The 20562-nt window shown below is 72.6% G+C and carries 18 protein-coding genes; 14 read left to right on the plus strand and 4 right to left on the minus strand.

What is annotated here, in order from left to right:
* Nucleotides 1–17 precede the first annotated feature (17 nt).
* Nucleotides 18–680, plus strand: a complete 663-nt coding sequence (locus I5071_RS21120) for a hypothetical protein (protein WP_236607306.1) — start codon at nucleotides 18–20, stop codon at nucleotides 678–680.
* A gap of 465 nt (nucleotides 681–1145) precedes the next feature.
* On the opposite strand, the gene I5071_RS21125 is transcribed toward I5071_RS21120, so the two are convergent.
* Entirely contained in the window at nucleotides 1146–2498 is a 1353-nt protein-coding gene (locus I5071_RS21125) for an APC family permease (protein ID WP_236607307.1), read from the minus strand.
* A gap of 66 nt (nucleotides 2499–2564) precedes the next feature.
* On the opposite strand from I5071_RS21125, the gene I5071_RS21130 reads away from it, so the two are divergent.
* Nucleotides 2565–3053 (plus strand): YfbM family protein, encoded by a 489-nt coding sequence (locus I5071_RS21130; RefSeq protein ID WP_236607308.1) that lies wholly within the window; start codon nucleotides 2565–2567, stop codon nucleotides 3051–3053.
* On the opposite strand, the gene I5071_RS21135 is transcribed toward I5071_RS21130, so the two are convergent.
* The gene (locus I5071_RS21135) at nucleotides 3037–4566 is read right to left on the minus strand and encodes an ATP-binding protein (protein WP_236607309.1); all 1530 of its coding nucleotides are present in this window, start codon (nucleotides 4564–4566) and stop codon (nucleotides 3037–3039) included. The genes I5071_RS21130 and I5071_RS21135 overlap by 17 nt on opposite strands.
* Nucleotides 4567–4603: 37 nt before the next feature.
* Nucleotides 4604–6043, minus strand: a complete 1440-nt coding sequence (locus tag I5071_RS21140) for a serine/threonine-protein kinase (RefSeq protein WP_236607310.1) — start codon at nucleotides 6041–6043, stop codon at nucleotides 4604–4606.
* Nucleotides 6044–6264: 221 nt separating this feature from the next.
* Here I5071_RS21140 and I5071_RS21145 point away from each other — a divergent pair, with 221 nt between their 5' ends.
* Together I5071_RS21145 and I5071_RS21150 are read left to right on the plus strand one after the other, a co-directional pair.
* Nucleotides 6265–7662 (plus strand): sigma 54-interacting transcriptional regulator, encoded by a 1398-nt coding sequence (locus tag I5071_RS21145; protein WP_236607311.1) that lies wholly within the window; start codon nucleotides 6265–6267, stop codon nucleotides 7660–7662.
* 207 nt (nucleotides 7663–7869) lie between these two features.
* Nucleotides 7870–9234, plus strand: coding sequence for a sigma-54-dependent transcriptional regulator (locus I5071_RS21150; protein WP_268921244.1), 1365 nt, complete (start codon nucleotides 7870–7872; stop codon nucleotides 9232–9234).
* A 6-nt stretch (nucleotides 9235–9240) separates the two neighbouring features.
* On the opposite strand, the gene ada is transcribed toward I5071_RS21150, so the two are convergent.
* On the minus strand, nucleotides 9241–10296 hold the full coding sequence (gene ada, locus I5071_RS21155) for a bifunctional DNA-binding transcriptional regulator/O6-methylguanine-DNA methyltransferase Ada (protein WP_236607312.1): 1056 nt from the start codon (nucleotides 10294–10296) through the stop codon (nucleotides 9241–9243).
* Between the two features lie 276 nt (nucleotides 10297–10572).
* Here ada and I5071_RS21160 point away from each other — a divergent pair, with 276 nt between their 5' ends.
* The 10 genes from I5071_RS21160 to I5071_RS21205 all read left to right on the plus strand — a co-directional run bounded on the left by I5071_RS21160 (nucleotide 10573) and on the right by I5071_RS21205 (nucleotide 20562).
* Nucleotides 10573–11337, plus strand: coding sequence for an SDR family oxidoreductase (locus I5071_RS21160; RefSeq protein WP_236607313.1), 765 nt, complete (start codon nucleotides 10573–10575; stop codon nucleotides 11335–11337).
* Nucleotides 11338–11517: 180 nt separating this feature from the next.
* Nucleotides 11518–12999 carry a CoA-acylating methylmalonate-semialdehyde dehydrogenase gene (locus I5071_RS21165; RefSeq protein ID WP_236607314.1) on the plus strand — a complete coding sequence of 494 codons (1482 nt, stop codon included), beginning with the start codon at nucleotides 11518–11520 and terminating at the stop codon, nucleotides 12997–12999.
* Nucleotides 13000–13015: 16 nt separating this feature from the next.
* Nucleotides 13016–14266 (plus strand): GTP cyclohydrolase II, encoded by a 1251-nt coding sequence (locus I5071_RS21170; RefSeq protein WP_236607315.1) that lies wholly within the window; start codon nucleotides 13016–13018, stop codon nucleotides 14264–14266.
* Complete coding sequence (locus tag I5071_RS21175; protein WP_236607316.1) at nucleotides 14263–15507, plus strand: URC4/urg3 family protein; 1245 nt, start codon at nucleotides 14263–14265, stop codon at nucleotides 15505–15507. Before I5071_RS21170 ends, I5071_RS21175 begins: the two co-directional genes overlap by 4 nt.
* Before the next feature lie 102 nt (nucleotides 15508–15609).
* Complete coding sequence (gene upp / locus I5071_RS21180) at nucleotides 15610–16242, plus strand: uracil phosphoribosyltransferase (RefSeq protein WP_236607317.1); 633 nt, start codon at nucleotides 15610–15612, stop codon at nucleotides 16240–16242.
* Nucleotides 16243–16372: 130 nt separating this feature from the next.
* Complete coding sequence (locus I5071_RS21185; RefSeq protein ID WP_236607318.1) at nucleotides 16373–16810, plus strand: response regulator; 438 nt, start codon at nucleotides 16373–16375, stop codon at nucleotides 16808–16810.
* Nucleotides 16807–17451, plus strand: a complete 645-nt coding sequence (locus I5071_RS21190; RefSeq protein WP_236607319.1) for a RedB protein — start codon at nucleotides 16807–16809, stop codon at nucleotides 17449–17451. The genes I5071_RS21185 and I5071_RS21190 overlap by 4 nt, the downstream gene beginning before the upstream one ends.
* Nucleotides 17448–18779, plus strand: coding sequence for a sensor histidine kinase (locus I5071_RS21195; RefSeq protein WP_236607320.1), 1332 nt, complete (start codon nucleotides 17448–17450; stop codon nucleotides 18777–18779). The genes I5071_RS21190 and I5071_RS21195 overlap by 4 nt, the downstream gene beginning before the upstream one ends.
* Nucleotides 18776–19513, plus strand: a complete 738-nt coding sequence (locus tag I5071_RS21200; protein ID WP_236607321.1) for a response regulator — start codon at nucleotides 18776–18778, stop codon at nucleotides 19511–19513. Before I5071_RS21195 ends, I5071_RS21200 begins: the two co-directional genes overlap by 4 nt.
* Nucleotides 19510–20562, plus strand: coding sequence for a hybrid sensor histidine kinase/response regulator (locus I5071_RS21205; protein ID WP_236607322.1), 1053 nt, complete (start codon nucleotides 19510–19512; stop codon nucleotides 20560–20562). The genes I5071_RS21200 and I5071_RS21205 overlap by 4 nt, the downstream gene beginning before the upstream one ends.

A 20562-nucleotide genomic window follows, 5' to 3' on the forward strand; every position in this document is an offset into this window, starting at 1 on the left:
GGCGGGAGGGCAATCACATGCCGCGCAAGCTGGGGTCCGACGAATCACTCGACTCGATCGAGGACGAGATCCTCTTCACCCGTGCCGCGCTCGAGGCGGACGAGGACGCCGCCGATCTGCTGACACAGAGCGACGATTGGCTCTCGCTCGTCGACGCCGCGCGCGCCCGCGATCGCTCGGCGCGCATCGCCGAGGCGAGCGCCAGCGCGCTCCGCGCCGTCGCGAACGGTCGCCTCGACGACGCGTGCACCGAGTTCGGCCGTCGCCTCGCGCTCGAGGCGCCCCGGTCGTCGGCGCGCTGGACGCGCTTCTTCGACACCGCGCCGAGCGCGTGGGTCGCGCGCGCGCTCGCGCGGCAGGTCACGAGCGTGCGGGCGTGGCTCACGATCTCCGGCGACGCGCTCCTCGACGCGCATCGCGAGCCGCTCACGCGCTGGTCCGATGCCGCCCAGGCGGCGCTCGATCGCACCGCCGCCAGCGCGCAGGTCCGCGGCACGGCGCGGGTCGGCCGCGAGGAGCTCGCGCTGGACCTCACCCGCGAGCGCGACGGGCTGCACGCCGCGCTCGTGGCGCGCGCTGCCGAGCGCGGGCTGCCCCGCGACTGGCCCGCGCGCTTCTTCCGGGTGGAGGATCGCCGCCGTCATCGGGCCGACGAGGACCCGGCGCGCGCCCCGGCGTGAGGCTCGCGCGTCGCGCGCACGGCCCACGCCGCCGCGGAGCGCCACGTGAGGCTCGTGCAGCGCTCCGTGCACGTGCGAGGAGCGCCGCTCGAGCCTCGTGTGGCGCGCCGCGTACGTACGGGGAGCCCCGCTCGAGCCTCGCGTGGCGCGCCGCGCGCGTCCCGGGAGCCCCGGTCGAGCCTCGGGTGGCGCGCCGCGCACGTCCGGGGAGCCCCGCTCGAGCCTCGGGTGGCGCTCCCCGCGCGTCCGGGGAGCCCCGCTCGAGCCTCGTGTGGCGCTCCGCGCCGGGTCGCGAGCACGATCTGCGGGGACTCGAGGTGCGCTCACCGCGGAGCAACCCCACCACGAGCGGCCCGCGGGCCGAGGCCCAGACGAAACTGCTGCGAGCGCGAGCGCGCGACAGCGCGCCCTTGCGCGAGCGTGCAGGCCGAAGCCACACGGTCAGCACCCAGGTCGTCCTCGAGATCACGCCCTCGGGCGACCCGCGCGCAGCCACACGAACGAGACCGGCACGCCCGCCGCGATCACGATCGCGGCGATCGCGCTCGAACCATCCAGCCCGGTCGCGGCGCCGGCCATCACGCACGCCGCGCCGATCAGGAACACGATCGCGGGCAGCGGGTGCAGCGGGACGCGGAACGGGCGCGGCAGGTCGGGCTCCTTCGCGCGCATGCGGAAGAGGCCGAGCACCGCGAGCGTGTAGAACGGGAAGTAGCCGACGACGAACGCGTCGGTGAGCTGCTCGAACGAGCGCGAGCTCACGTACGCCGCGCCGAGGATCGCGCCGATCACGATGGCGTTCGCGGGCACGCCGGTGCGCGCCCACACGCGCCCGAGCCACTCGACGAACACGCCGTCGGTCGCCATCGGGACGAACGTGCGCGAGTTGGTGAGCAGCGATGCCATGCACCCGCCGACGCACGAGACGAGCACCAGCGACGCGAGCAGCGCGCGGCCCGCCGCGCCGAGCGTGAGCGTCGCGAGGTGCGCCGCCGCCATGCCGCTGCCCTCGGTCGATCGCCGCAGCCCTTCGACGCCGAGCACGCGCGCGTAGCCGAGGTTCGCGAGCAGGTACGCGACGCCCACCGCGAGGGTACCGACCACCAGCGCGCGCGGCAGCGTGCGCGAGGGATCGCGCGTCTCGCCCGCGAGGCTCGAGAGATCGGCCCAGCCGTCGTAGGCCCACATCGCGGCGACCAGCGCGGCGAACACGCCTGCCGCGGTCGGCGCGGAGGCGAACGCGGGCATCTCGTCGGGCACCGGCACCTCGGCGCTCGCGACCAGCGGCGCGAGCAGACCGATCACCGCGAGCAGCATGACGCCCGCGTACTTCACGCTCGTGATCAGCGCCTGCTGCAGCGCGGACGCGCGCACGCCGAGCACGTTCGCGCCCGCGCACCCGGCGATGACGGCCATCGCGACCACCGCGTCGCGCGTGCGGTCCTGCTCCCAGCCCGCGAGCGCCGCGATCGACTCCGCCGCGAGCAGCGCGAAGCTGCCGACCGCGCTCGGCAGGAGCAGCGTCATCTTCGACCAGCCGTAGAGGAACGCGAGGCGTGGGCCCCACGCCCGGCGCAGGTACTCGTAGATGCCGCCGGTGCGCGGCATCGACGCGGAGAGCTCGGCGAAGCAGAGCGCGCCCGCCAGCGCGACCGCCGCGCCGAGCACCCACACCAGCAGCGCGGCCTCGATCGAGCCGGCCTGACGCACGACCTCGGCGGGCTTCTTGAAGATGCCGGTGCCGATCGTCGCGTTGACGACGATCGCGGCCGCCGCGAGCGTGCCGATCTCGCGGCGCAGGGAGGACTCACCAGCCATCGCGAGCGCAGCCTATCGCGACGGAGCGTGCGGCGCCGTGATCACGATCGAGTAGGATGCGCGCCCATGAGCGGACGCGGTGTGCTCTTCGCGGTCGACGACGACACCCTCGCGCGCCTGGGCGACGCGAGCAGCGATGCCGAGGTGCGCGCGATCGTGAGCGAGCTCGAGGAGCGCTGGGATCCAGCGACGACCTGCGAGCTCGACAAGGCGTGGGACGCCATCCATCGCGCGCTCACCGACGGTCGTCTCTCGTTCGGCAACGGCACGCCGCCGCTCTCGTGGGCGGTCCTCGGAGGGCGGCGGTTGCACGACGGCGACGAGCTCATCGTGACGGTGAAGGCGCCCGATCAGGTGCAGCGCATCGCGCGCGCGCTGGCGGGCTGGGATCGCGCGAAGCTGCGCGCGGCGTACTACCGGATCCCGAAGCAGGACTACGGCGATCTCGACGAAGAGGATCTCGAGTACGTGTGGGCGTACTTCACGAAGATGCTCGAGCTCTGGAAGGACGCCGCGCGCGAGGAGCGCGGCGTCGTGTTCAGCGTGGAGCCGTGACGACGCGCGGCAGCGCGATCTCGACGCTGGTCCCCACGCCCTCCTCGCTCTCGATGCGCGCTCGACCGCCGTGGGCCTGCGCGACCCGCGCGACGTAGGCGAGGCCGAGCCCCGAGCCCGTCGCCTTCGTCGTGTAGAAGTCGTCGAACGCGCGCTCGCGCGTGCGCGCGTCCATGCCCGGCCCGTCGTCCTCCACGCGCAGCACGATCTCGCGCTCGGAGCCCTCGACGACGATCGTGACGCGGCCGCTCCCGCGGTCCGCGGAGACCACCGCCTCGCGCGCGTTGCGCACCAGGTTCTCGAGCGCCGCGCGCAGCAGATCCTGATCGGCCTGCACCGTGCCGATCTCGCCGCGGCCGAGCTCTCCCCGCGCGTCGCAGAGCACGTCGACGCCCTCGCCGCGCGCCGCGGCGCGCTGTGCGGTCGCGACCTCCTGCGCGAGCCGTCCGAGGTCCACCGGCGCGAGCACCGCCTCGACGCGACCGAGCCGCTGGTACTCGTCCACGACGCGCCCGAGGCGCTCCGCCTGCTCGAGGATCAGCGAGACGAACGCGTCCTGCTCGTCGATCGAGCGACCCTGCCGGCGCTCCTCGGTGAGGAACTGCGCGGCGCCCTTGATCGCGGCGAGCGGGTTCTTGAGGTCGTGCGCCATCTGCGCGGAGAGGCGGCCCATCGTCGCGAGGTGGCGCGTCCGCTCGCGCTCCTCGGTCAGCGTCGACACCAGCGGGCGCAGCGCGGCGAGCAGCGCGAGCGTCACCGCGACCGCGCCCAGCACCATCAGCGTCGTCTGATCGCCGAGCCACTCGAGCACGATCAGGTGGCCGAGGATCGCGAGCGCCGCGAGCGCGATCGCGTTCACGATCGCCAGGCCCGTGATGCGCTCGATCACCCGCGCCCGCAGCGCGAGCGCGCCGAGCAGCAGCACGCCGAGCAGCAGCCCGACCGCCGCGACGCGCGGCGCGATCGCCCCCGCGATCGCCGCGAGATCCGAGGTGACGCCACCCACCCCGAGCACGAACGCGACCGCGAAGAGCTGGGTGCGCGCGCGCTCCTCGGGCCCGGCGCGCCGCGCGTGCTGCGCGAGCAGGAAGGGCACGACGCCGAAGGTCGGGAGCATCCCGCCGAGCATCGCGAGCGCCCACGCGTCGCTGCCCGGGAACCACGCGAGCGAGGGCACGACGATCGCCGCGATGCAGAAGAGCGCGAGGCCGACGAAGTACGCGGTGGCGACCACCAGCGGGACGCGGAGCGCGCGCCGCTTCCCGACGAACGCGGCGACGAGATAGAGGGTCGGAGGCGCAACCAGCGCGGCGGCGGCGGCGTCGAGGAAGTCCCAGACCGGATCGTCGGTGAAGTTCCGCGCGACCTCGAGCACGTCGTAGACGAAGAGCGTGATGCACAGGAACGCGAGCGGCGGCGCGAGCGGGCTGCGCGCGCCGCGCACCAGGCAGAGCACGCCCAGCGCGAGGAAGAGCGCGCCGGCCGCGCTGCTGACCCATTGCTCGAGACCCATCGCGCCCATCATGGCGCGATGCGAGCCGCGAGCGAGATCAGAACGCGCCGTCGTCGGCGATCGGCACGCCGTCGATCAGCTCGTGATGCGCGCGCGAGCCACGCGACCTCCGCGTCGTCGACGCCGGCAGCTCCTCGCGCGGCGCCTCGGGCGGCGGCGCGACGACGGGCGCGACGTCCACCGTCGCCGCCTCGGGCGGCGGCGCGGCGGGCACCACCGCGACCGTCGGCGCCGGTGCGATCTCGGGCGGCCTCGCGGGCTCCGCAGCGACCGGCGTCAGCGGCACCACCGGCGACGCCACACTCGTGGGCTCGCTCGACGCCATCCCGAGCGCGGCCGCGACCGCCGCGGCGATCACCACCACCGCGCCGGTCGCGATCCATCGAACCGTGCTGCGCGGCGCCACGGCCGGAGCCGGCGTCGGCGCGGCGTTCACCGCACCGTCGGCGACCGCACCGGCACGACGCTTCGCCGACGACGCGGTCGGCGCCTCGGCGAACGTCACCTGGATCGCCGGCACCACGCCCGCGGGCGCGATCGGCCGCGGGATCGGCCCGTCGAACGCCGCGCGCACCATCGCCGCGATCCCGCTCGCATCCACCAGCGCCGCGCGCGGGGCGGCCTCCGCCAGCGCCTGCCGCAGCTCGAGCGCGCTCGCGTACCGCTCGTGCACGTCGTTCGCGAGCGCCTTCGCCACCACGCGCTCGAGCGCGGGATCCATCCCCGGCACCACGTCGCCGAGCCGCGGGATCTCGGGCCCCCGGATCAGCTCGCGCAGCACGTCGATGTCGCCCTTCTCGCCGAAGAAGCGGCGCGCCGCGAGCATCTCCCAGAGCACGATGCCGAGCGCGAACACGTCGGTGCGCCGATCGATGCGCTCCCCGCGCGCCTGCTCGGGCGACATGTACCGGGTCTTGCCCTTGAGGACGCCGCTCTCGGTCTCCTGCGCGCGCCCTCGTGCCTTCGCGATGCCGAAGTCGATCAGCTTCACGTGGCCCTGCTCGGTCACGAGCACGTTCGACGGGCTCACGTCGCGATGCACGAGGTCGAGCGGCTCGCCATCGTCGCCGCGCGTCTCGTGGGCGGCGTGCAGACCTTCGGCGACGGCGATCGCGATCCGCACCGCGACGTCGCGATCGATCCACTGCCCGCCGCGCCGCAGTCGATCGAGGATCTGCGAGAGCGACGCGCCGTGCACGTACTCCATCACGAGGAAGTAGCGGCCGCGCTCTTCGCCGAGCTCCTCCACGTGCACCACGTTGGGGTGGACGATGCGCGCGGAGAGGCGCGCCTCGTCGACGAACATCCGGCGGAACGACTCGTCCTCCGCGAGGTGCGGGTGCACGAGCTTGATCGCGACGTCGCGCGCGAAGCCCGCCGGACCGACGCGGCGCGCGAGATACAGAGCCGCCATCCCACCCGATCGCAGGTGCGTGACGATCTCGTAGTGCGCGACCCGTTCCCCCGGCTGGAGCACGAGGCCAGCCTACAACGCGGAGCGCCCCGTCGCAGCGCGATCACGCGCACGACGAGCGCGCGCGCCGTCGATCGACGATGCGCCATCGCCCGTTCCGCCCAGCAACGCCCATGCCCCTGCTGGGTCGAGCATCGGGCACGCGACGCACATGGGCGGCCCACTGGGCGTCGTGAGCGTGACCCTTTCTCGCGCGGATGACGCACACTCCTCGTTCGGAACCGATGAGCTGGGACGAGGACCGCACCGATCAGAGCAGTCGACGCGCGCCCGCAGCGCGCCCTCTCGTGGCCACGCTGGTCGTGCTCCACGGTCCGCGTGGCATCGCCGAGCCCCGCACCATCGTGCTCTCCCCCGGCGAGACGTCGATCGGCCGCGCTGCCGCGCCGCGCACGATCCAGCTCGAGGACGCGCGGGTCTCGCGGCGGCACGCGCTGGTGGAGGTGTCGTCGCAGGGCGTCGTGCTGCGCGATCTCGCGAGCTCGCACGGGACGTTCGTGGGTGGCCGGCGGATCGACGCGCCGCGCGTCCTGATCGACGGCGACGTCGTGCGCACCGGCGACTCGTTCCTGCTCTTCCGCCTCCGCCCGCTCGATGCGCCCGACGCGCCGATCGGCGGGCTCTTCGGGAGCGCGCCCGCGATCGCGCAGCTCCGCTCGAAGATCGCGCTCGTCGCGCCGACCGACGTGAACGTGCTGATCATCGGCGAGAGCGGCACCGGCAAGGAGCTCGTCGCGCAGGCGATCCACGAGATGAGCGGGCGTCGCGGGCGCTTCGTCGCGGTGAACACCAGCGCGATCCCGGAGACGCTCGCGGAGAGCCACCTCTTCGGGCACGCCGCGGGCGCGTTCACCGGCGCGAAGACCTCGCACCCCGGGTACTTCGAGCAGGCCGCGGGCGGCACCCTCTTCCTCGACGAGATCGGCGAGATGCCCCTGCCGCTGCAGGCGAAGCTGCTCCGCGTCATCGAGGAGCGCGCGGTGGTGCCGGTCGGCGCGACCCAGGCGCGCCCCGTCGACGTGCGCATCGTCGCGGCGACCCATCGCGCGCTCGAGAGCGCGGTCGAGCGCGGCGCGTTCCGCGGCGATCTCTTCGCGCGGTTGTCCGACGTGCTGCTGCGCACGCCTGCGCTGCGCGAGCGACGCGAGGACGTGCTCCCGCTGCTCGCGCGCACCCTCGGCCCGCACGCGCCGCCGCTCGATCCCGATCTCGTCGAGGCGCTGCTCCTGCACGCGTGGCCGTACAACGTGCGCGAGCTGATCAAGATCGCGACCGAGCTGCGGGTGCTCGGCGCGGCGAGCGCGACGCTCGATCTCTCGATGATCGCGTCGCGCCTCGGCCGCCGCGTCGACACCGGACCGCTGCTCGCGCCGAGCCCGATCGACGAGCCCACGCAGGTCTCGGCCAAGGCGGACACGCGTCCGCCCCCGGTGCGGCCGCCCGAGCCCGAGCCCGAGCCGCGCGACGCGCCTTCGCCGGAGGTCGTGTCCGCGCTCTACCGCGAGCACGAGGGCAACATCTCGCGGATCGCGCGCGCCCTCGGACGCTCGCGCCGCCAGGTGCATCGTTATCTCGAGGCGGCCGGGCTGCGGAAGAAGGGCGAGGACGAGGACGAGACCTGAAGGAACCTTCAGGCTCTCGGTCGCACCACCAGCGTCGCGCTCGTCGATCATGCGGGAGCGCGTCATCCCGACCGCCCGCCGGCCTGCGCAGCAGCGTCAGCCACGCGACATCGTCGTCGCTCGGCGCAGTCATCCGGCGAACGTGCCTCGCTCGATCGTCGGAGCACGACTTGCCGCCACGGCGCGCGCGTCGGACGATGCGCGACCGTGAGCAAAGCCCGCGTCCTGGTGGTCGACGACGATCGCGCCGTCGGCATGGTCCTCGCCTCGTTGCTCAAGCAAGCCGGCTACGAGTCGCACCACGTCCCGAGCGGCGAGGAAGCGCTCGCAGCGCTCGCGTCGCGCGCGATCGACGTCGTGATCTCCGACGTGCGCATGCCGGGGATGGACGGCATGGAGCTGCTCGGCGAGGTGAAGCAGCGCACGCCCGACGTGCCGGTGCTGCTGCTCACCGCGCACGGCTCGGTGCCCCTCGCGGTCGAGGCGATGAAGGCGGGCGCGGCGGAGTTCCTGCTCAAGCCGTTCGATCGCGACGAGGTGCTCTTCACCGTCGAGAAGGCGCTCGCGACGAACGCGCGCGTCGCCGCGCGCCCGCCGGATGCACCGGTGCGGGGCGAGGGCATGGTGCTCGGCGACTCCGACGCGATGAGGGAGTGCGTCGCGCGCCTCAAGAAGGCCGCGCCCACCGTCGCGACCGTGCTGCTGCGCGGCGAGAGCGGCACCGGCAAGGAAGTGGCCGCGCGCACGCTGCACGGATGGTCGCCGCGCCACGCCGGGCCCTTCGTCGCGGTGCACTGCGCGGCGCTGCCCGACAACCTGCTCGAGAGCGAGCTCTTCGGCTACGAGAAGGGCGCGTTCACCGGCGCGACGCAGCGCAAGCCGGGCCGCGTCGAGCTCGCGCAGGGCGGCACGCTCTTCCTCGACGAGATCGGCGACATCAGCCCCGCTGTGCAGGTGAAGCTGCTGAGGCTCCTCCAGGAGAAGGAGTTCCAGCGTCTCGGCGGCACCAGCGCGGAGAAGGTCGACGTGCGCTTCGTCGCCGCGACCCATCGCGATCTCGAGGCGATGGTCGAGGACGGCACGTTCCGCGAGGACCTCTTCTATCGATTGAACGTCGTGCCGGTGTGGATGCCGCCGCTGCGCGAGCGCGACGACGACGTCGCGCTGCTCGCGAGCCGGTTCTGCGCCGAGCTCGCGGAGCAGAACGGGCGCAGCGGGCTGCGTCTCGCGCCGGACGCGATCGCCGCGCTGCGCGCGCACGACTGGCCGGGCAACGTGCGCGAGCTGCAGAACCTCATCGAGCGCCTCGTGGTGTTCGCCGAGGGCGATGCGATCCGCGGCAGCGACGTGGAGCGCGAGCTCGGCGCGCGCAGCGCTCGCGGCAGTCGAACGTCGGGGAGCCCGGCACCGGTCGACGCGGGCACGCTCGACGCGCATCGCGTCGAGGCCGAGAAGGGCGCGATCCGCGACGCGCTGACGCGCGCGCAGGGCAATCGCACCCAGGCCGCGCGCCTCCTCGGGATCAGCCGGCGCACGCTCTACAACAAGCTCGCCGAGCTCGGCCTCGAGTAGTCGGTCTCACGACTCGCGCCGCAGCAGCTCGCGCTTGCGCTCGACGCCCCAGCGATAGCCCGAGAGCTCACCGTCGCGTCGAACCACGCGATGACACGGGATCGCGACCGCGAGCGGGTTCGCCGCGCACGCGCGAGCGACCGCACGCGCGGCCTCGGGCATGCCGATCGCGCGCGCGACGTCGGCGTAGCTCGCCGTCGCGCCCACCGGGATCGCGCGGAGCGCCTTCCACACGCGCTGCTGAAACGCGGTGCCCCGCACGTCGAGCGGCAGATCGAGCCCGACGCGCGGCGCCTCGACCAGCCCGACGACGCGCGCGACCCACGCGTCGAACTCGCGATCCCCGGCCTCGAGCGCCGCGTTCGGGAAGCGCTCCTGCAGCTCCGCCGCGAGCGCGTCGGGATCGTCGCCGAGCAAGATGCTGCACACGCCGACGTCGGTCGCGGCGACGAGGATCGCGCCGAGCGAGCACGCACCGATCGCGAAGCGGATGCGCAGCGCGGGCGCACCTTCGCGGAACGCGCTCGGCACCATCCCGAGCATCTCGTCGCTGTGCTCGTAGAAGCGCCCGCTCGATCGGAAGCCCGCGGCGTACATCGCGCTCGTCACCGATGCGCCGCGCGCGAGCTCGGTGCGCACCCGCTCGGCGCGACGCGCCCGCGCATAGGCCTTCGGCGTCACGCCGGTGATCGACTTGAACACGCGCTGGAAGTGGAAGCGGCTCATCCCCGCCGACGCGGCGAGCGCGTCGAGATCGTGCTCGCGATCCGCGTCGTCGAGCACGCGACAGATCTCCGCGATGCGCGCCGCCTGTCGCTCCGCGAGCGACGCTTCACCGGGACGACATCGCCGGCACGCGCGGAACCCCGCGCGCTCGGCCTCCGTCGCGCCGCGGTGGAACTCGACGTTCTCGCGACGCGCGAGCCGCGACGCGCACGAAGGACGGCAGTACACACCGGTCGTGCGCACCGCGTAGACGAACGTGCCGTCCGCCCCACGATCCCGCGCCACCACCGCGGCCCAGCGCACGTCGTCGTCCTCGGCAGTCACGAGAGCGTTCATGACGCGACTCTGCAGCCGGCTCACCCCGATCGGCACTCCGGACCTTGCTGGGGAATTTTCTGAGGAGAGCAGGAGGGTTAGGAACACCACGTCGATGGGTCTTCCCGTCGACGCGGAGTCGAGTCGCAGGCGAGCACAGCACCGTGGTGTTCCCAACCCTCCTGCTCTCCTCAGAAATTGCAGGGCAACACCCGGAGCGCGGAGCACGACGCGCCTCTCCAGATTGGCGCCCACGCGACGAGGCGAGTCGATGCCTCGCGCGCACCAGGAGTCGTCATGTCCGCACTGTCCCAGAAGGTCGCCATCATCACCGGCGCGAGCTCCGGCATCGGCCGCGCCGCAGCGAAGCTCTTCGCGCGCGAGGGCGCGCAGCTCGTCGTCACCGCGCGACGCGCGCACGAGCTCGAGGCGCTCGTCGCCGAGATCCGCGCGGACGGCGGCGAGGCCGTCGCGCTGCCCGGCGACGTGACCGACGAGCGCCATGCCCGCGCGCTCGTCGAGCTCGCCGTCGAGCGCTTCGGCGGGCTCGACGTCGCGTTCGACAACGCAGGCGCGAGCGGCGCGCTCGGTCCGATCGCCGACCTCTCGCTCGATGGCTGGAAGCGCACGATCGACACGAACCTGACCAGCGCGTTCCTCGCCGCGAAGCACCAGGCGCCCGCGCTCGTCGCGCGCGGCGGAGGCTCGCTGATCTTCACGTCGACCTTCGTCGGCCACACCGTCGGCATGCCCGGCATGGCCGCGTACGCCGCGAGCAAGGCGGGCCTGATCGGCCTCGTGCAAACTCTCGCGGTCGAGCTCGGCGCGCACGGCGTGCGCGTCAACGCGCTGCTCCCCGGCGGCACCGACACGCCGGCGTACCGCGCGATGAACGCCACCGAGGACGCGCATCGATTCGTGAGCCAGCTGCACGCGCTCGGTCGCGTCGCGACCCCCGACGAGATCGCGCGCGCCGCGCTCTGGCTCGCATCGGACGCGTCGTCGTTCCAGACCGGCACCGCGATGCTCGTCGACGGAGGCATCTCGATCCGACGCGCCTGATCGCGAAATCGGCTCGCCCGGAGGTCCCGTCCGGGACCTCCGGGACGAGCACTCCCGGCGACGACACGACGCAGCGCGTCGTGGACCTCGGCCCTCGACCCGTGCGAGAGTGCTCGTTTCCGCTCCGTTTCGAACTCGGCGGAGCGGGCCAATCGCACGGGGAGCGAGGGGACCGAACGAATGAAGCTGGTGGACGTACCGGCGGCGACCATCCGTTGCCGCAACCTGATCGCAGGTGAGTGGCGCGACGCATCGAGCGGCGAGACGCGCGACGTGGTGAGCCCCTACACGGGCTCGGTCGTCGGCACCGTGCCGATGTCGAGCGCGAGCGACGTCGCAGCCGCCGTCGAGTCCGCGCACCACGCGTGGCAGTCGTGGCGACGCACGCCGCTGAAAGAGCGCACGCAGCTGCTCTTCCGATATCGCGAGATCCTCCTCCGCGATCTCGATCTGCTCTCGCACCGCGCCGCGCTCGAGGCGGGCAAGACCGTCGAGGAAGCGCGCGCCGGGATCATGAAGGGCATCGAGGTCGCGGAGTTCGCGCTCTCGCTCCAGAACCTCGACGACGGAGGCGCGCTCGAGGTCAGCCGCGGCGTGACGTGCGAGGTGCGCCGCGAGCCGCTCGGCGTCTGCGTCGGGATCACGCCGTTCAACTTCCCGGCGATGGTGCCCATGTGGCTCTACCCGATCGCCGTCACGCTGGGGAACGCCTTCATCCTCAAGCCGAGCGAGAAGGTCCCGCTCACCGCGGTGCTGCAGGCCGAGCGCATGCTCGAGGCGGGCTTCCCCAAGGGCGTGTTCTCGCTCGTGCACGGCGCGCGCGAGACCGTCGAGGCGCTCGTCGATCACCCGCTCGTCGCGGGCATCGGCTTCGTGGGATCGAGCGCGGCTGCGCGCGCGGTCTACACCCGCGGCTCGAACCGCGGCGCTCGCGCGCTCTGCCTCGGCGGCGCGAAGAACGTGCTGATGATCACCCCCGACGCCGATCCCGACGTCACGATCCCGGGTGTCGTCGCGTCGTTCACCGGGTGCGCGGGACAGCGCTGCATGGCGGCGTCGATGCTCGTCGCGGTGGGCGACGTCGATCACCTGATCGACGGAATCGTCGAGCGCGCCGCGCAGGTCCGCCTGGGCCGCGACATGGGCGCGATCATCGATCACGGCGCGCGCGAGCGCATCGTGCGCGACATCGATCGTGCGATCGCCGAAGGCGCCAAGCTGCGCCTCGACGGGCGCGCGCCCGAGGCGCCCGAGGGTTACGAGCAGGGCGCGTGGCTCGGCCCGACGATCCTCGATCACGCGCGCCCCGACATGGAGTGCGCGAGCAAGGAGCTCTTCGGCCCGGTCATCACGATCGTGCGCGTGAAGAACCTCGAGGAGGCGCTCGCGATCGAGGCGAGCGGCACGTACGGCAATGCGTGCAGCGTGTTCACGTCGTCGGGCGCGGTCGCGCGCCACGTCGCGGACCGCGCGACGAGCGGGATGATCGGCGTGAACGTCGGCGTGCCGGTGCCGCGCGAGCCCTTCTCGTTCGGCGGCACGAAGACCTCGCGTTACGGCGCAGGAGACGTGACCGGCCGCCAGGGCGTCGAGCACTGGAGCTGGCTCAAGAAGATCACCACGAAGTGGCAGATGCAGGGAGACGCGACGTGGATGTCGTGAGGGGGAGCGACTGCGAATGACCACCGACAACAAGAAGCCGCGCAAGCACATCCAGCTGACCTCGCATCCGACCGGCGAGGTCGCGATGCCGATCCGATGGGGCAACCCCGAGCCGCGCCAGCGCGGCCCGGTGATCGCGACGCTCTCGAAGCCCGAGCACCGCAACGCGATCGGCACGCACTCGGGCGCGTACGCGGTCTACCGCGCGCTCGCGGTCGCCGCGGGATCGCTGCAGGCGGATCATCGCTCCGATCTCACCAACACCGCACCCACCGACCGCTTCGGGCCGCACCCGCAGTGGGGCGATCCCGAGCGCATCGTCTCGATCGATCCGTTCGGCGCGGTCGTGCAGGAGGTCTTCGCCGAGCAGATCGCGCAGGGCTACGACATCCGCCCCACCATCGCGGTCACCAAGGCGCACCTGCAGATGCACGAGCTGCGCGACGCGATGGAGAAGGGTCGCCTCCACGCCGACGGCACCGTGCTCAAGGCGAACGGCGACGTCGTCGTGACCAAGGCCGCGATCGAGCCGGTGTGGTGGCTGCCCGGCATCGCGAAGCGCTTCGGGTGTGACGAGCACACGCTGCGGCGCACGCTCTTCGAGCAGACCGGCGGCATGTTCCCCGAGCTCGTCACGCGCCCCGACCTCGACGTGTTCCTGCCTCCGATCGGCGGGCACACCGTCTACGTCTTCGGCGACCCGAGCAAGCTCGGCAGCCGCGAGCACTCGCTGACCTGCCGCGTGCACGACGAGTGCAACGGCTCCGACGTGTTCGGCTCCGACATCTGCACGTGCCGCCCCTACCTCACCCACGGCATCGAGGAGTGCGTGAAGAGCGCGCAGGAAGGCGGCGTCGGTCTCGTCGTCTACAACCGCAAGGAAGGCCGCGCGCTCGGCGAGGTCACGAAGTTCCTCGTCTACAACGCGCGCAAGCGGCAGGAGGGCGGCGACAGCGCCGCGCAGTACTTCGCGCGCACCGAATGCGTCGCGGGCGTGCAGGACATGCGTTTCCAGGAGCTCATGCCCGACGCGCTGCACTGGCTCGGCATCACGAAGATCGATCGCTTCGTGTCGATGTCGAACATGAAGCACGACGCGCTCACGCGGAGCGGCATCGAGATCGGCGAGCGCGTGAAGATCCCCGACGAGCTCATCCCCGCCGACGCGCGCGTCGAGATGGAGGCGAAGATGGCCGCGGGCTACTACTCGGCGGGCGAGGTCGTCACCGACGAGCGCCTGCGCGAGACGAAGGGGCGCGCGCTGTGAGCGAGAGCGACATCGCGCTCCTGCGCTCGCCCTCGACGATCCGAGCGCGCTGCCGCGCGATCCTCGACGCGGGCCTGCGCGGCGAGCTCGCGCATCTCGACGTGCGGATCGATCGCATGGACGCGGTCGTGGCGCGCGTGGTGCGCGTCACGCGCGCCGCGTACCCCGATCTGCGCATCCCCTATCACAGCCGCTGGGGGCACTTCCGCGCGGGCAAGGTCGATCGCGTCGCGTCGTTCGATCGCGAGATCTCGGCGCTCGATCGCGACGAGCAGGCGCGCGTGCGCTTCGAGCTCGCGATCACGAGCGTGCTGCTCGACGCCGGCGCGGGCACGAAGTGGCGCTACCACGAGGCCTCTGCGGCGAATGGGAACGGAGGCGCGCGCGACTACGATCGCAGCGAGGGTCTCGCGGTTGCGAGCTTTCACATGTTCCGCGACGGGCTCTTCAGCGGTGATCGGAAGTCGAAGCGCGCCGACGCCGAGGGGCTCGATCGCGTCGACGCGGGCACGCTCGCGCGCGGCTTCCAGGTGAGCGACGCGAACCCGATGGTCGGGCTCGAGGGGCGCGCCTCGCTGCTCACCCGCCTCGGCGCCGCGATGCGCGCCGCGCCGCGCCTCTTCGGCGCAGAGCACCCGCGGCTCGGAGGGCTCTACGATCACCTCCGCGCGCAGGTCGACGCGAAGGGCGAGCTCCCCGCGCGCCTCGTCCTCGCCGTGCTGCTCGAGGGCCTCGCGCCGATCTGGCCGGGCCGCATCGAGCTCGCGGGCGTGAACCTCGGCGACGTGTGGCGTCATCCGCACGCGGGCGGCGAGGGCCTCACCAAGGGCCTCGTGCCGTTCCACAAGCTCTCGCAGTGGCTCGCGTACTCGCTCGTCGAGCCGCTCGAGCACGCGGGCATCCGCGTCACCTCGCTCGACGAGCTCACCGGCCTCGCCGAGTACCGCAACGGGGGTCTCTTCGTCGACGAAGGCGTGCTCGCGCCGCGTCGCGCCGAGATCCTCACGAGCGCCCATGCGCCCGGCGACGAGGTGATCGTCGAGTGGCGTGCGCTCACCGTCGCGCTGCTCGACGAGACCGCGACGCGCGTGCGCGCCGCGCTCGGCAAGAGCGCCGCCGAGCTCCCGCTCTGCAACGTGCTCGAGGGCGGCACCTGGGCCGCGGGCCGCGAGGTCGCGCGCGAGAAGCGCGAAGGCGGCGGCCCGCCGATCCAGGTCGTGTCCGACGGCACCGTGTTCTGAACTGCGCAGTCCGCGTGCTCCGCGCGCTCCCGTGCGGCCCTCCGCCCGCGAGCACTCCAGCTGACAGCATTCTGAAACGATCGCTCAAGAACGAGAGGCTCCATGTCCCCCGAGGTCCACGTCGTCTCCCACCCGCTCGTCCAGCACAAGCTCTCGCTGATGCGCCGCGAGACCACGAGCGTCAGCCAGTTCCGTCAGCTGCTCGAGGAGATCAGCATGCTCCTCGCGTACGAGCTGACGCGCGACTTCCCGCTCTCCACCGAGCGCATCAAGACGCCCATCGCCGAGATGGACGCGCCGGTGATCGAGGGCAAGAAGCTCGTGATCATCTCGATCCTGCGCGCCGGTGACGGCTTCCTGACCGGCATGCTGCGCGTCATCCCGTCGGCCCGCGTCGGCCACATCGGGCTCTACCGCGACCCGAAGACGCTCATGGCCGTCGAGTACTACTTCAAGGTCCCGGGCGACCTCGCGGATCGCGACGTCATCGTCGTCGACCCGATGCTCGCCACCGGCAACTCGGCCGTCGCGGCGGTCGATCGCATCAAGAGCCGCGGGCCGAAGTCGATCAAGCTCATGTGTCTGCTCGCCGCGCCCGAGGGCATCAAGACGCTGCACGAGACCCACCCCGACGTGCCGGTGTGGACGTGCGCGGTCGATCAGAAGCTCAACGAGAAGGGCTACATCGTCCCGGGCCTGGGCGACGCCGGCGATCGTCTGTTCGGCACGAAGTAGCTGCGAAGCGAGCGGAGAGCGCGGCCCGAAGAGGGCCGCGCCGTCTCCGACCGGCGTTCCGCTTTCGGCGCAATCCTCCGTGTTGGATGCAGACACGCGAGACGCACGCGGCGTAGGCTCGAAGTCAGCCATGCCGCAGGCCACACGCTGGCGCGTCTTACTCGTCGATGACGAAGACGTGTTGTTGCAGTCGATGAGCGCCGTGCTCGAGGACGACTTCGAGGTCGTCGTCGCATCCGACGGAGCGCGCGCGCTCGAGCGCATCGAGGAGCAGCCCTTCGACGTCGTCTGCAGCGACTACAAGATGCCGCGGATGGACGGGCTCGAGCTGCTGCGGAGGCTGCGCGAGCGCGCCATCGACGTCGGCTTCGTGCTCGTCACCGGCATGCGCGACTACAAGCTCGCGACGCAGCCCGATGGCGATCAATTCCACTGCGTCCTGCTCAAGCCCTGCGACCCCGCGCAGCTGATCGAGTCGATCCAGCGCGCCGCGACGTTCGCCCAGATGCGACGCGCCGTCGACGCCGCGCAGACCGCGAGCAGTCGCCTGCGAAAGCGCGGCGCGTGAGCGCGCCCGACGAGCTCGAGACGCTCGCGGGTGAAGCGCCCGACTCCGCTCGTCCTCGGTCACGCGCGCTCCCGATCGCGATTGCGGTGTGGGCCCTCGTCGTCGCGGGCGGGATGGGCGTGTTGATGAACCACGCGGCGACGCCGGGCGCGCGCGCCGAGGCACCGCCGACGTGGCCCGCGTCCGACGCGCTCGCGCTCGATCCGAGCCTGCCGACGCTCGTGCTGGTCGCGCACCCGCGCTGCACCTGCACGCGCGCGAGCCTCTCCGAGCTCGCGGTGATCACGACGCGCCTCGCGGGACGCATCCGCGCGTACGTGCTCTTCGTGCATCCCGAGGGTGTCGACTGGGACGACTCCGATCTCCAGCGGCGCGCCGAGAGCCTCGCCGGCGTGATCACGGTGCGCGACGAGGGCGGTCGCGAGGCTGCGCGCTTCGGCGCCGCGACCTCGGGCCAGACGTACCTCTACGCGCGCGATGGACGCCTGCTCTTCTCGGGCGGCATCACGCCGATGCGCGCCCACGAGGGCGACAACCTCGGGCGCCGCCGCATCGTCGCGCTGGTCGAGGGAGAACGAGTCGATGGCTCGGAGAGCGCGGTGTTCGGCTGCGCGCTCGCCGAGCGCGAGGGGGGACCATGACGACGTCGGAGCAGGAGCGCGCGGAGCGCATCTTCCGAGAGGACTACGATCGCCACCTGCGCCGCACCGATCGGCCCTTCGCGGCGCTGATGATGCTGCAGTGGATCGCGGCCGTGCTGATCGCGTGGATCGCGTCGCCGCTCGCGTGGGAGGGACGTGAGAGCTCGGTGCACGCGCACCTCTACGCGGCCGTGCTGCTCGGCGGCGCAATCACCGCGCTGCCGGTCGCGCTCGTCGTGCTGCAGCCCGGTCGCGCGACCACGCGCTACGTCGTCGCGTGCGCGCAGATGCTGTGGTCCGCGCTGCTCATCCACCTCACGGGCGGACGCATCGAGACCCACTTCCACGTCTTCGGCTCGCTCGCGATCCTCGCGTTCTATCGCGACGTCACGGTGCTGATCCCCGCGACCATCGTCGTGGCGGCCGATCACTTCGTGCGCGGCGCGCTCTGGCCCGAGTCGGTCTACGGCCTCTCGAGCCCGGAGTGGTGGCGCTTCCTCGAGCACGCGGGCTGGGTCGTGTTCATCGACGTGTTCCTCGTGCTCAACTGCCTGCAGGGCTATCGCGAGCTCCGGGCGCTCGCGCTGCGTCAGGCGCAGATCGAGGGCCAGCAGGAGAAGCTGCTGCGCGTCGAGCGCCTCGCGGCGGTGGGCCAGCTCGCGGCGAGCGTCGGCCACGAGCTGCGCAATCCGCTCGCCGCGGTGCGCAACGCGCACACGTTCATCGCGAAGAAGCTCGCGGGACACACCGAGCTCGATCCCAAGGTGCCGACGTTCCTCCGCATCGCGGAGCGCGAGATCGACGCGAGCGAGAAGATCATCGCGAACCTCCTCGACTTCTCGCGCCCACGCACGCCCCAGATGACGTCGTGCCCGCTGCGCGAGCTGGTCGACGAGGCGTTCGACGTGGTCCCGCACCGCGACGACGTCGCGCTCGTCAACGAAGTCCCGCCGGATCTCCCGGTGCCCGAGCTCGATCGCGATCAGTTCCGGCAGATCGTGATGAACCTCGTGCAGAACGCGGCCGAGGCGGTGCCCGAGGATCGACGGGGGAGCGTCGTCGTGGGCGCGTCGGGCGGCGGCGACGTGCCGTGGCGCATCGAGGTGCGCGACGACGGAACCGGCATGCCGAAGGACGTGATGGAGAAGGTGTTCCAGCCGCTCTTCAGCACGAAGACCAAGGGCACCGGGCTCGGCCTCGCGGTGGTCGCGAGCCTCGTCGAGCGACACGGCGGAACGATCTCGGTCGCGAGCGAGGTCGGCCGCGGCACGACGTTCACCATCGAGCTCCCTGCGGCACGCGCCGCGCGCGCGGAGGCAGCGGAATGACGATCCGGACGATCCTGGTGGTCGACGACGAAGAAGGCGTGCGCACCACGCTCGCCGCGAACCTCGAGCTCGAGGGCTTCCAGGTGGTCGAGGCGGACGGAGTCGCGTCCGCGGTCGCCGCGCTCGATCGCGCCGACGTCTCGCTCGTCCTCTCCGACATCCGCATGCCCGGCGAGAGCGGGATCGATCTGCTGCGTCGCGTGCGCGCGATGCGCCCCGGGCTCCCGGTCGTGCTCATGACCGCGTTCACCGCCGAGGAGCTGATCGCCGACGCGGTCGACGGCGGCGTCTTCGCGGTGCTGCCCAAGCCCTTCGATCTCGAGCGCGCGTGCACCGTGCTCACGCGCGCGCTGCGCCTGCCGATGGTGCTCGTGGTCGACGACGTGCGCGACGACGCCGAGCAGATCGCCGTGGCGCTGCGCGAGTCGGGGCTGCGCGCGAGCGCCGCGCACGGAGGCCGCGAGGCGATCACGATCCTCGAGAGCGCCGACGTCGACGTGTGCGTGACCGACCTGCGGCTGCGCGAGATGGACGGGCTCGAGCTCGTCGCCCGCGTGCGCGCGCTCGATCCGCGCATCGCGGTGATCACGCTCTGCGCCGACGACACCGGCGCGCTGGTGCGGCAGGCGTTCGCGCGCGGCGCGTTCGGCTGCTTCCGCGAGCCGGTCGCGGCCCGCGAGCTCATGCGCGCGATCGCACGTGCCCGCGCATCCGAGCCGCGAGGCCCGCGATGACGACGCGCCCGCTGGCCCTCGCGATCCGCGCCGCGATCGCCGACGAGCTCACGTCGGCGCTGCGCCACGACCTGCGCAACCGGCTCGCCGCGATCCGCAACGCCGCGTTCTACCTGCGGCGCCGCACCTCGAAGACGCCGCTGTGGGAGGAGGACGCGCGTGTCTCCACGTTCTTCGACGTCATCGCGAGCGAAGCGCAGCGCGCCGACGAGCTGGTCGGCTCGAGCGCCGCGGTCGCGACCGGCCCGACCGAGCACGCGCGCGTGAGCGTGGCGCTGCGTCGCGCGCTCGACGATCTCGCGCCCGAGATCGCGCCCGGCGTCGCGGTGCGGGTCGAGGTGCCCGACGGGCTCGTCGCGAGCGGGAGCGAAGAGGACCTCGCGATCGCGCTGCGCATGCTGCTCGAGAACGCCCACGACGCGGTCGGGAGCGCGGGCGAGATCGCGCTCTCCGCGCGCGCCGACGACGGATCGATCCTGCTCGAGGTGCGCGACACCGGCCCGGGATTCGGGGACATCGCGGCCGCACGCACGCCGCTTCGATCCACCAAGCCCGGCCACCTCGGGCTCGGCCTAGCGATCGCAGAGCGCGCGCTGCGTCGCATGGGCGGCGAGCTCGCGATCCAGCCCGCGCCCCGCGGTGCGTGCGTGGCGTTGCGCGTCACACGGGTGATCGCCTCCGACGCGCCGCACGCCCGAGCGCATCTGCTCCTGCTCGACGACGACGAGGGGAATCGCCTCACGCTCGCCGCGCTCCTCGAGGACGAGGGCTACACGGTCGACACCGCCGAGTCGCTCGCAGCCGCACGCGCACGGCTCGCCGAGGGCGCGCGGTGGGACGCGGCCCTCCTCGACCTGCACCTCGACGACGGTCGCGGCACCGACCTCGTGCCGGCGCTGCGATCCCATGCGCCGGAGGTCGTCGTGCTCCTGCTCAGCGGCGCACCGATCGACCCTCGACCGCCGGGCGTCGACGCGACGATCACGAAGGCAGTCGCGTTCGCCTCGATCGTCGCCGAGCTCGCGCGCCGCGGCTGCACGCCACGGTGA

Origin of the sequence: Sandaracinus amylolyticus (assembly GCF_021631985.1) — a bacterium.
Lineage (GTDB): Bacteria > Myxococcota_A > Polyangia > Polyangiales > Sandaracinaceae > Sandaracinus > Sandaracinus amylolyticus_A.

Excerpts from the sequence above, each read along its gene's own strand:
- upp (WP_236607317.1), top strand. The coding sequence starts at position 15,610 with ATGTCCCCCGAGGTCCACGTCGTCTCCCACCCGCTCGTCCAGCACAAG.
- I5071_RS21185 (WP_236607318.1), top strand. The coding sequence starts at position 16,373 with ATGCCGCAGGCCACACGCTGGCGCGTCTTACTCGTCGATGACGAAGAC.
- I5071_RS21205 (WP_236607322.1), top strand. The coding sequence starts at position 19,510 with ATGACGACGCGCCCGCTGGCCCTCGCGATCCGCGCCGCGATCGCCGAC.
- I5071_RS21200 (WP_236607321.1), top strand. The coding sequence starts at position 18,776 with ATGACGATCCGGACGATCCTGGTGGTCGACGACGAAGAAGGCGTGCGC.
- I5071_RS21165 (WP_236607314.1), top strand. The coding sequence starts at position 11,518 with ATGAAGCTGGTGGACGTACCGGCGGCGACCATCCGTTGCCGCAACCTG.
- I5071_RS21125 (WP_236607307.1), bottom strand. The coding sequence starts at position 2,498 with ATGGCTGGTGAGTCCTCCCTGCGCCGCGAGATCGGCACGCTCGCGGCG.
- ada (WP_236607312.1), bottom strand. The coding sequence starts at position 10,296 with ATGAACGCTCTCGTGACTGCCGAGGACGACGACGTGCGCTGGGCCGCG.
- I5071_RS21160 (WP_236607313.1), top strand. The coding sequence starts at position 10,573 with ATGTCCGCACTGTCCCAGAAGGTCGCCATCATCACCGGCGCGAGCTCC.
- I5071_RS21135 (WP_236607309.1), bottom strand. The coding sequence starts at position 4,566 with ATGGGTCTCGAGCAATGGGTCAGCAGCGCGGCCGGCGCGCTCTTCCTC.
- I5071_RS21145 (WP_236607311.1), top strand. The coding sequence starts at position 6,265 with ATGAGCTGGGACGAGGACCGCACCGATCAGAGCAGTCGACGCGCGCCC.
- I5071_RS21170 (WP_236607315.1), top strand. The coding sequence starts at position 13,016 with ATGACCACCGACAACAAGAAGCCGCGCAAGCACATCCAGCTGACCTCG.
- I5071_RS21130 (WP_236607308.1), top strand. The coding sequence starts at position 2,565 with ATGAGCGGACGCGGTGTGCTCTTCGCGGTCGACGACGACACCCTCGCG.
- I5071_RS21120 (WP_236607306.1), top strand. The coding sequence starts at position 18 with ATGCCGCGCAAGCTGGGGTCCGACGAATCACTCGACTCGATCGAGGAC.
- I5071_RS21195 (WP_236607320.1), top strand. The coding sequence starts at position 17,448 with ATGACGACGTCGGAGCAGGAGCGCGCGGAGCGCATCTTCCGAGAGGAC.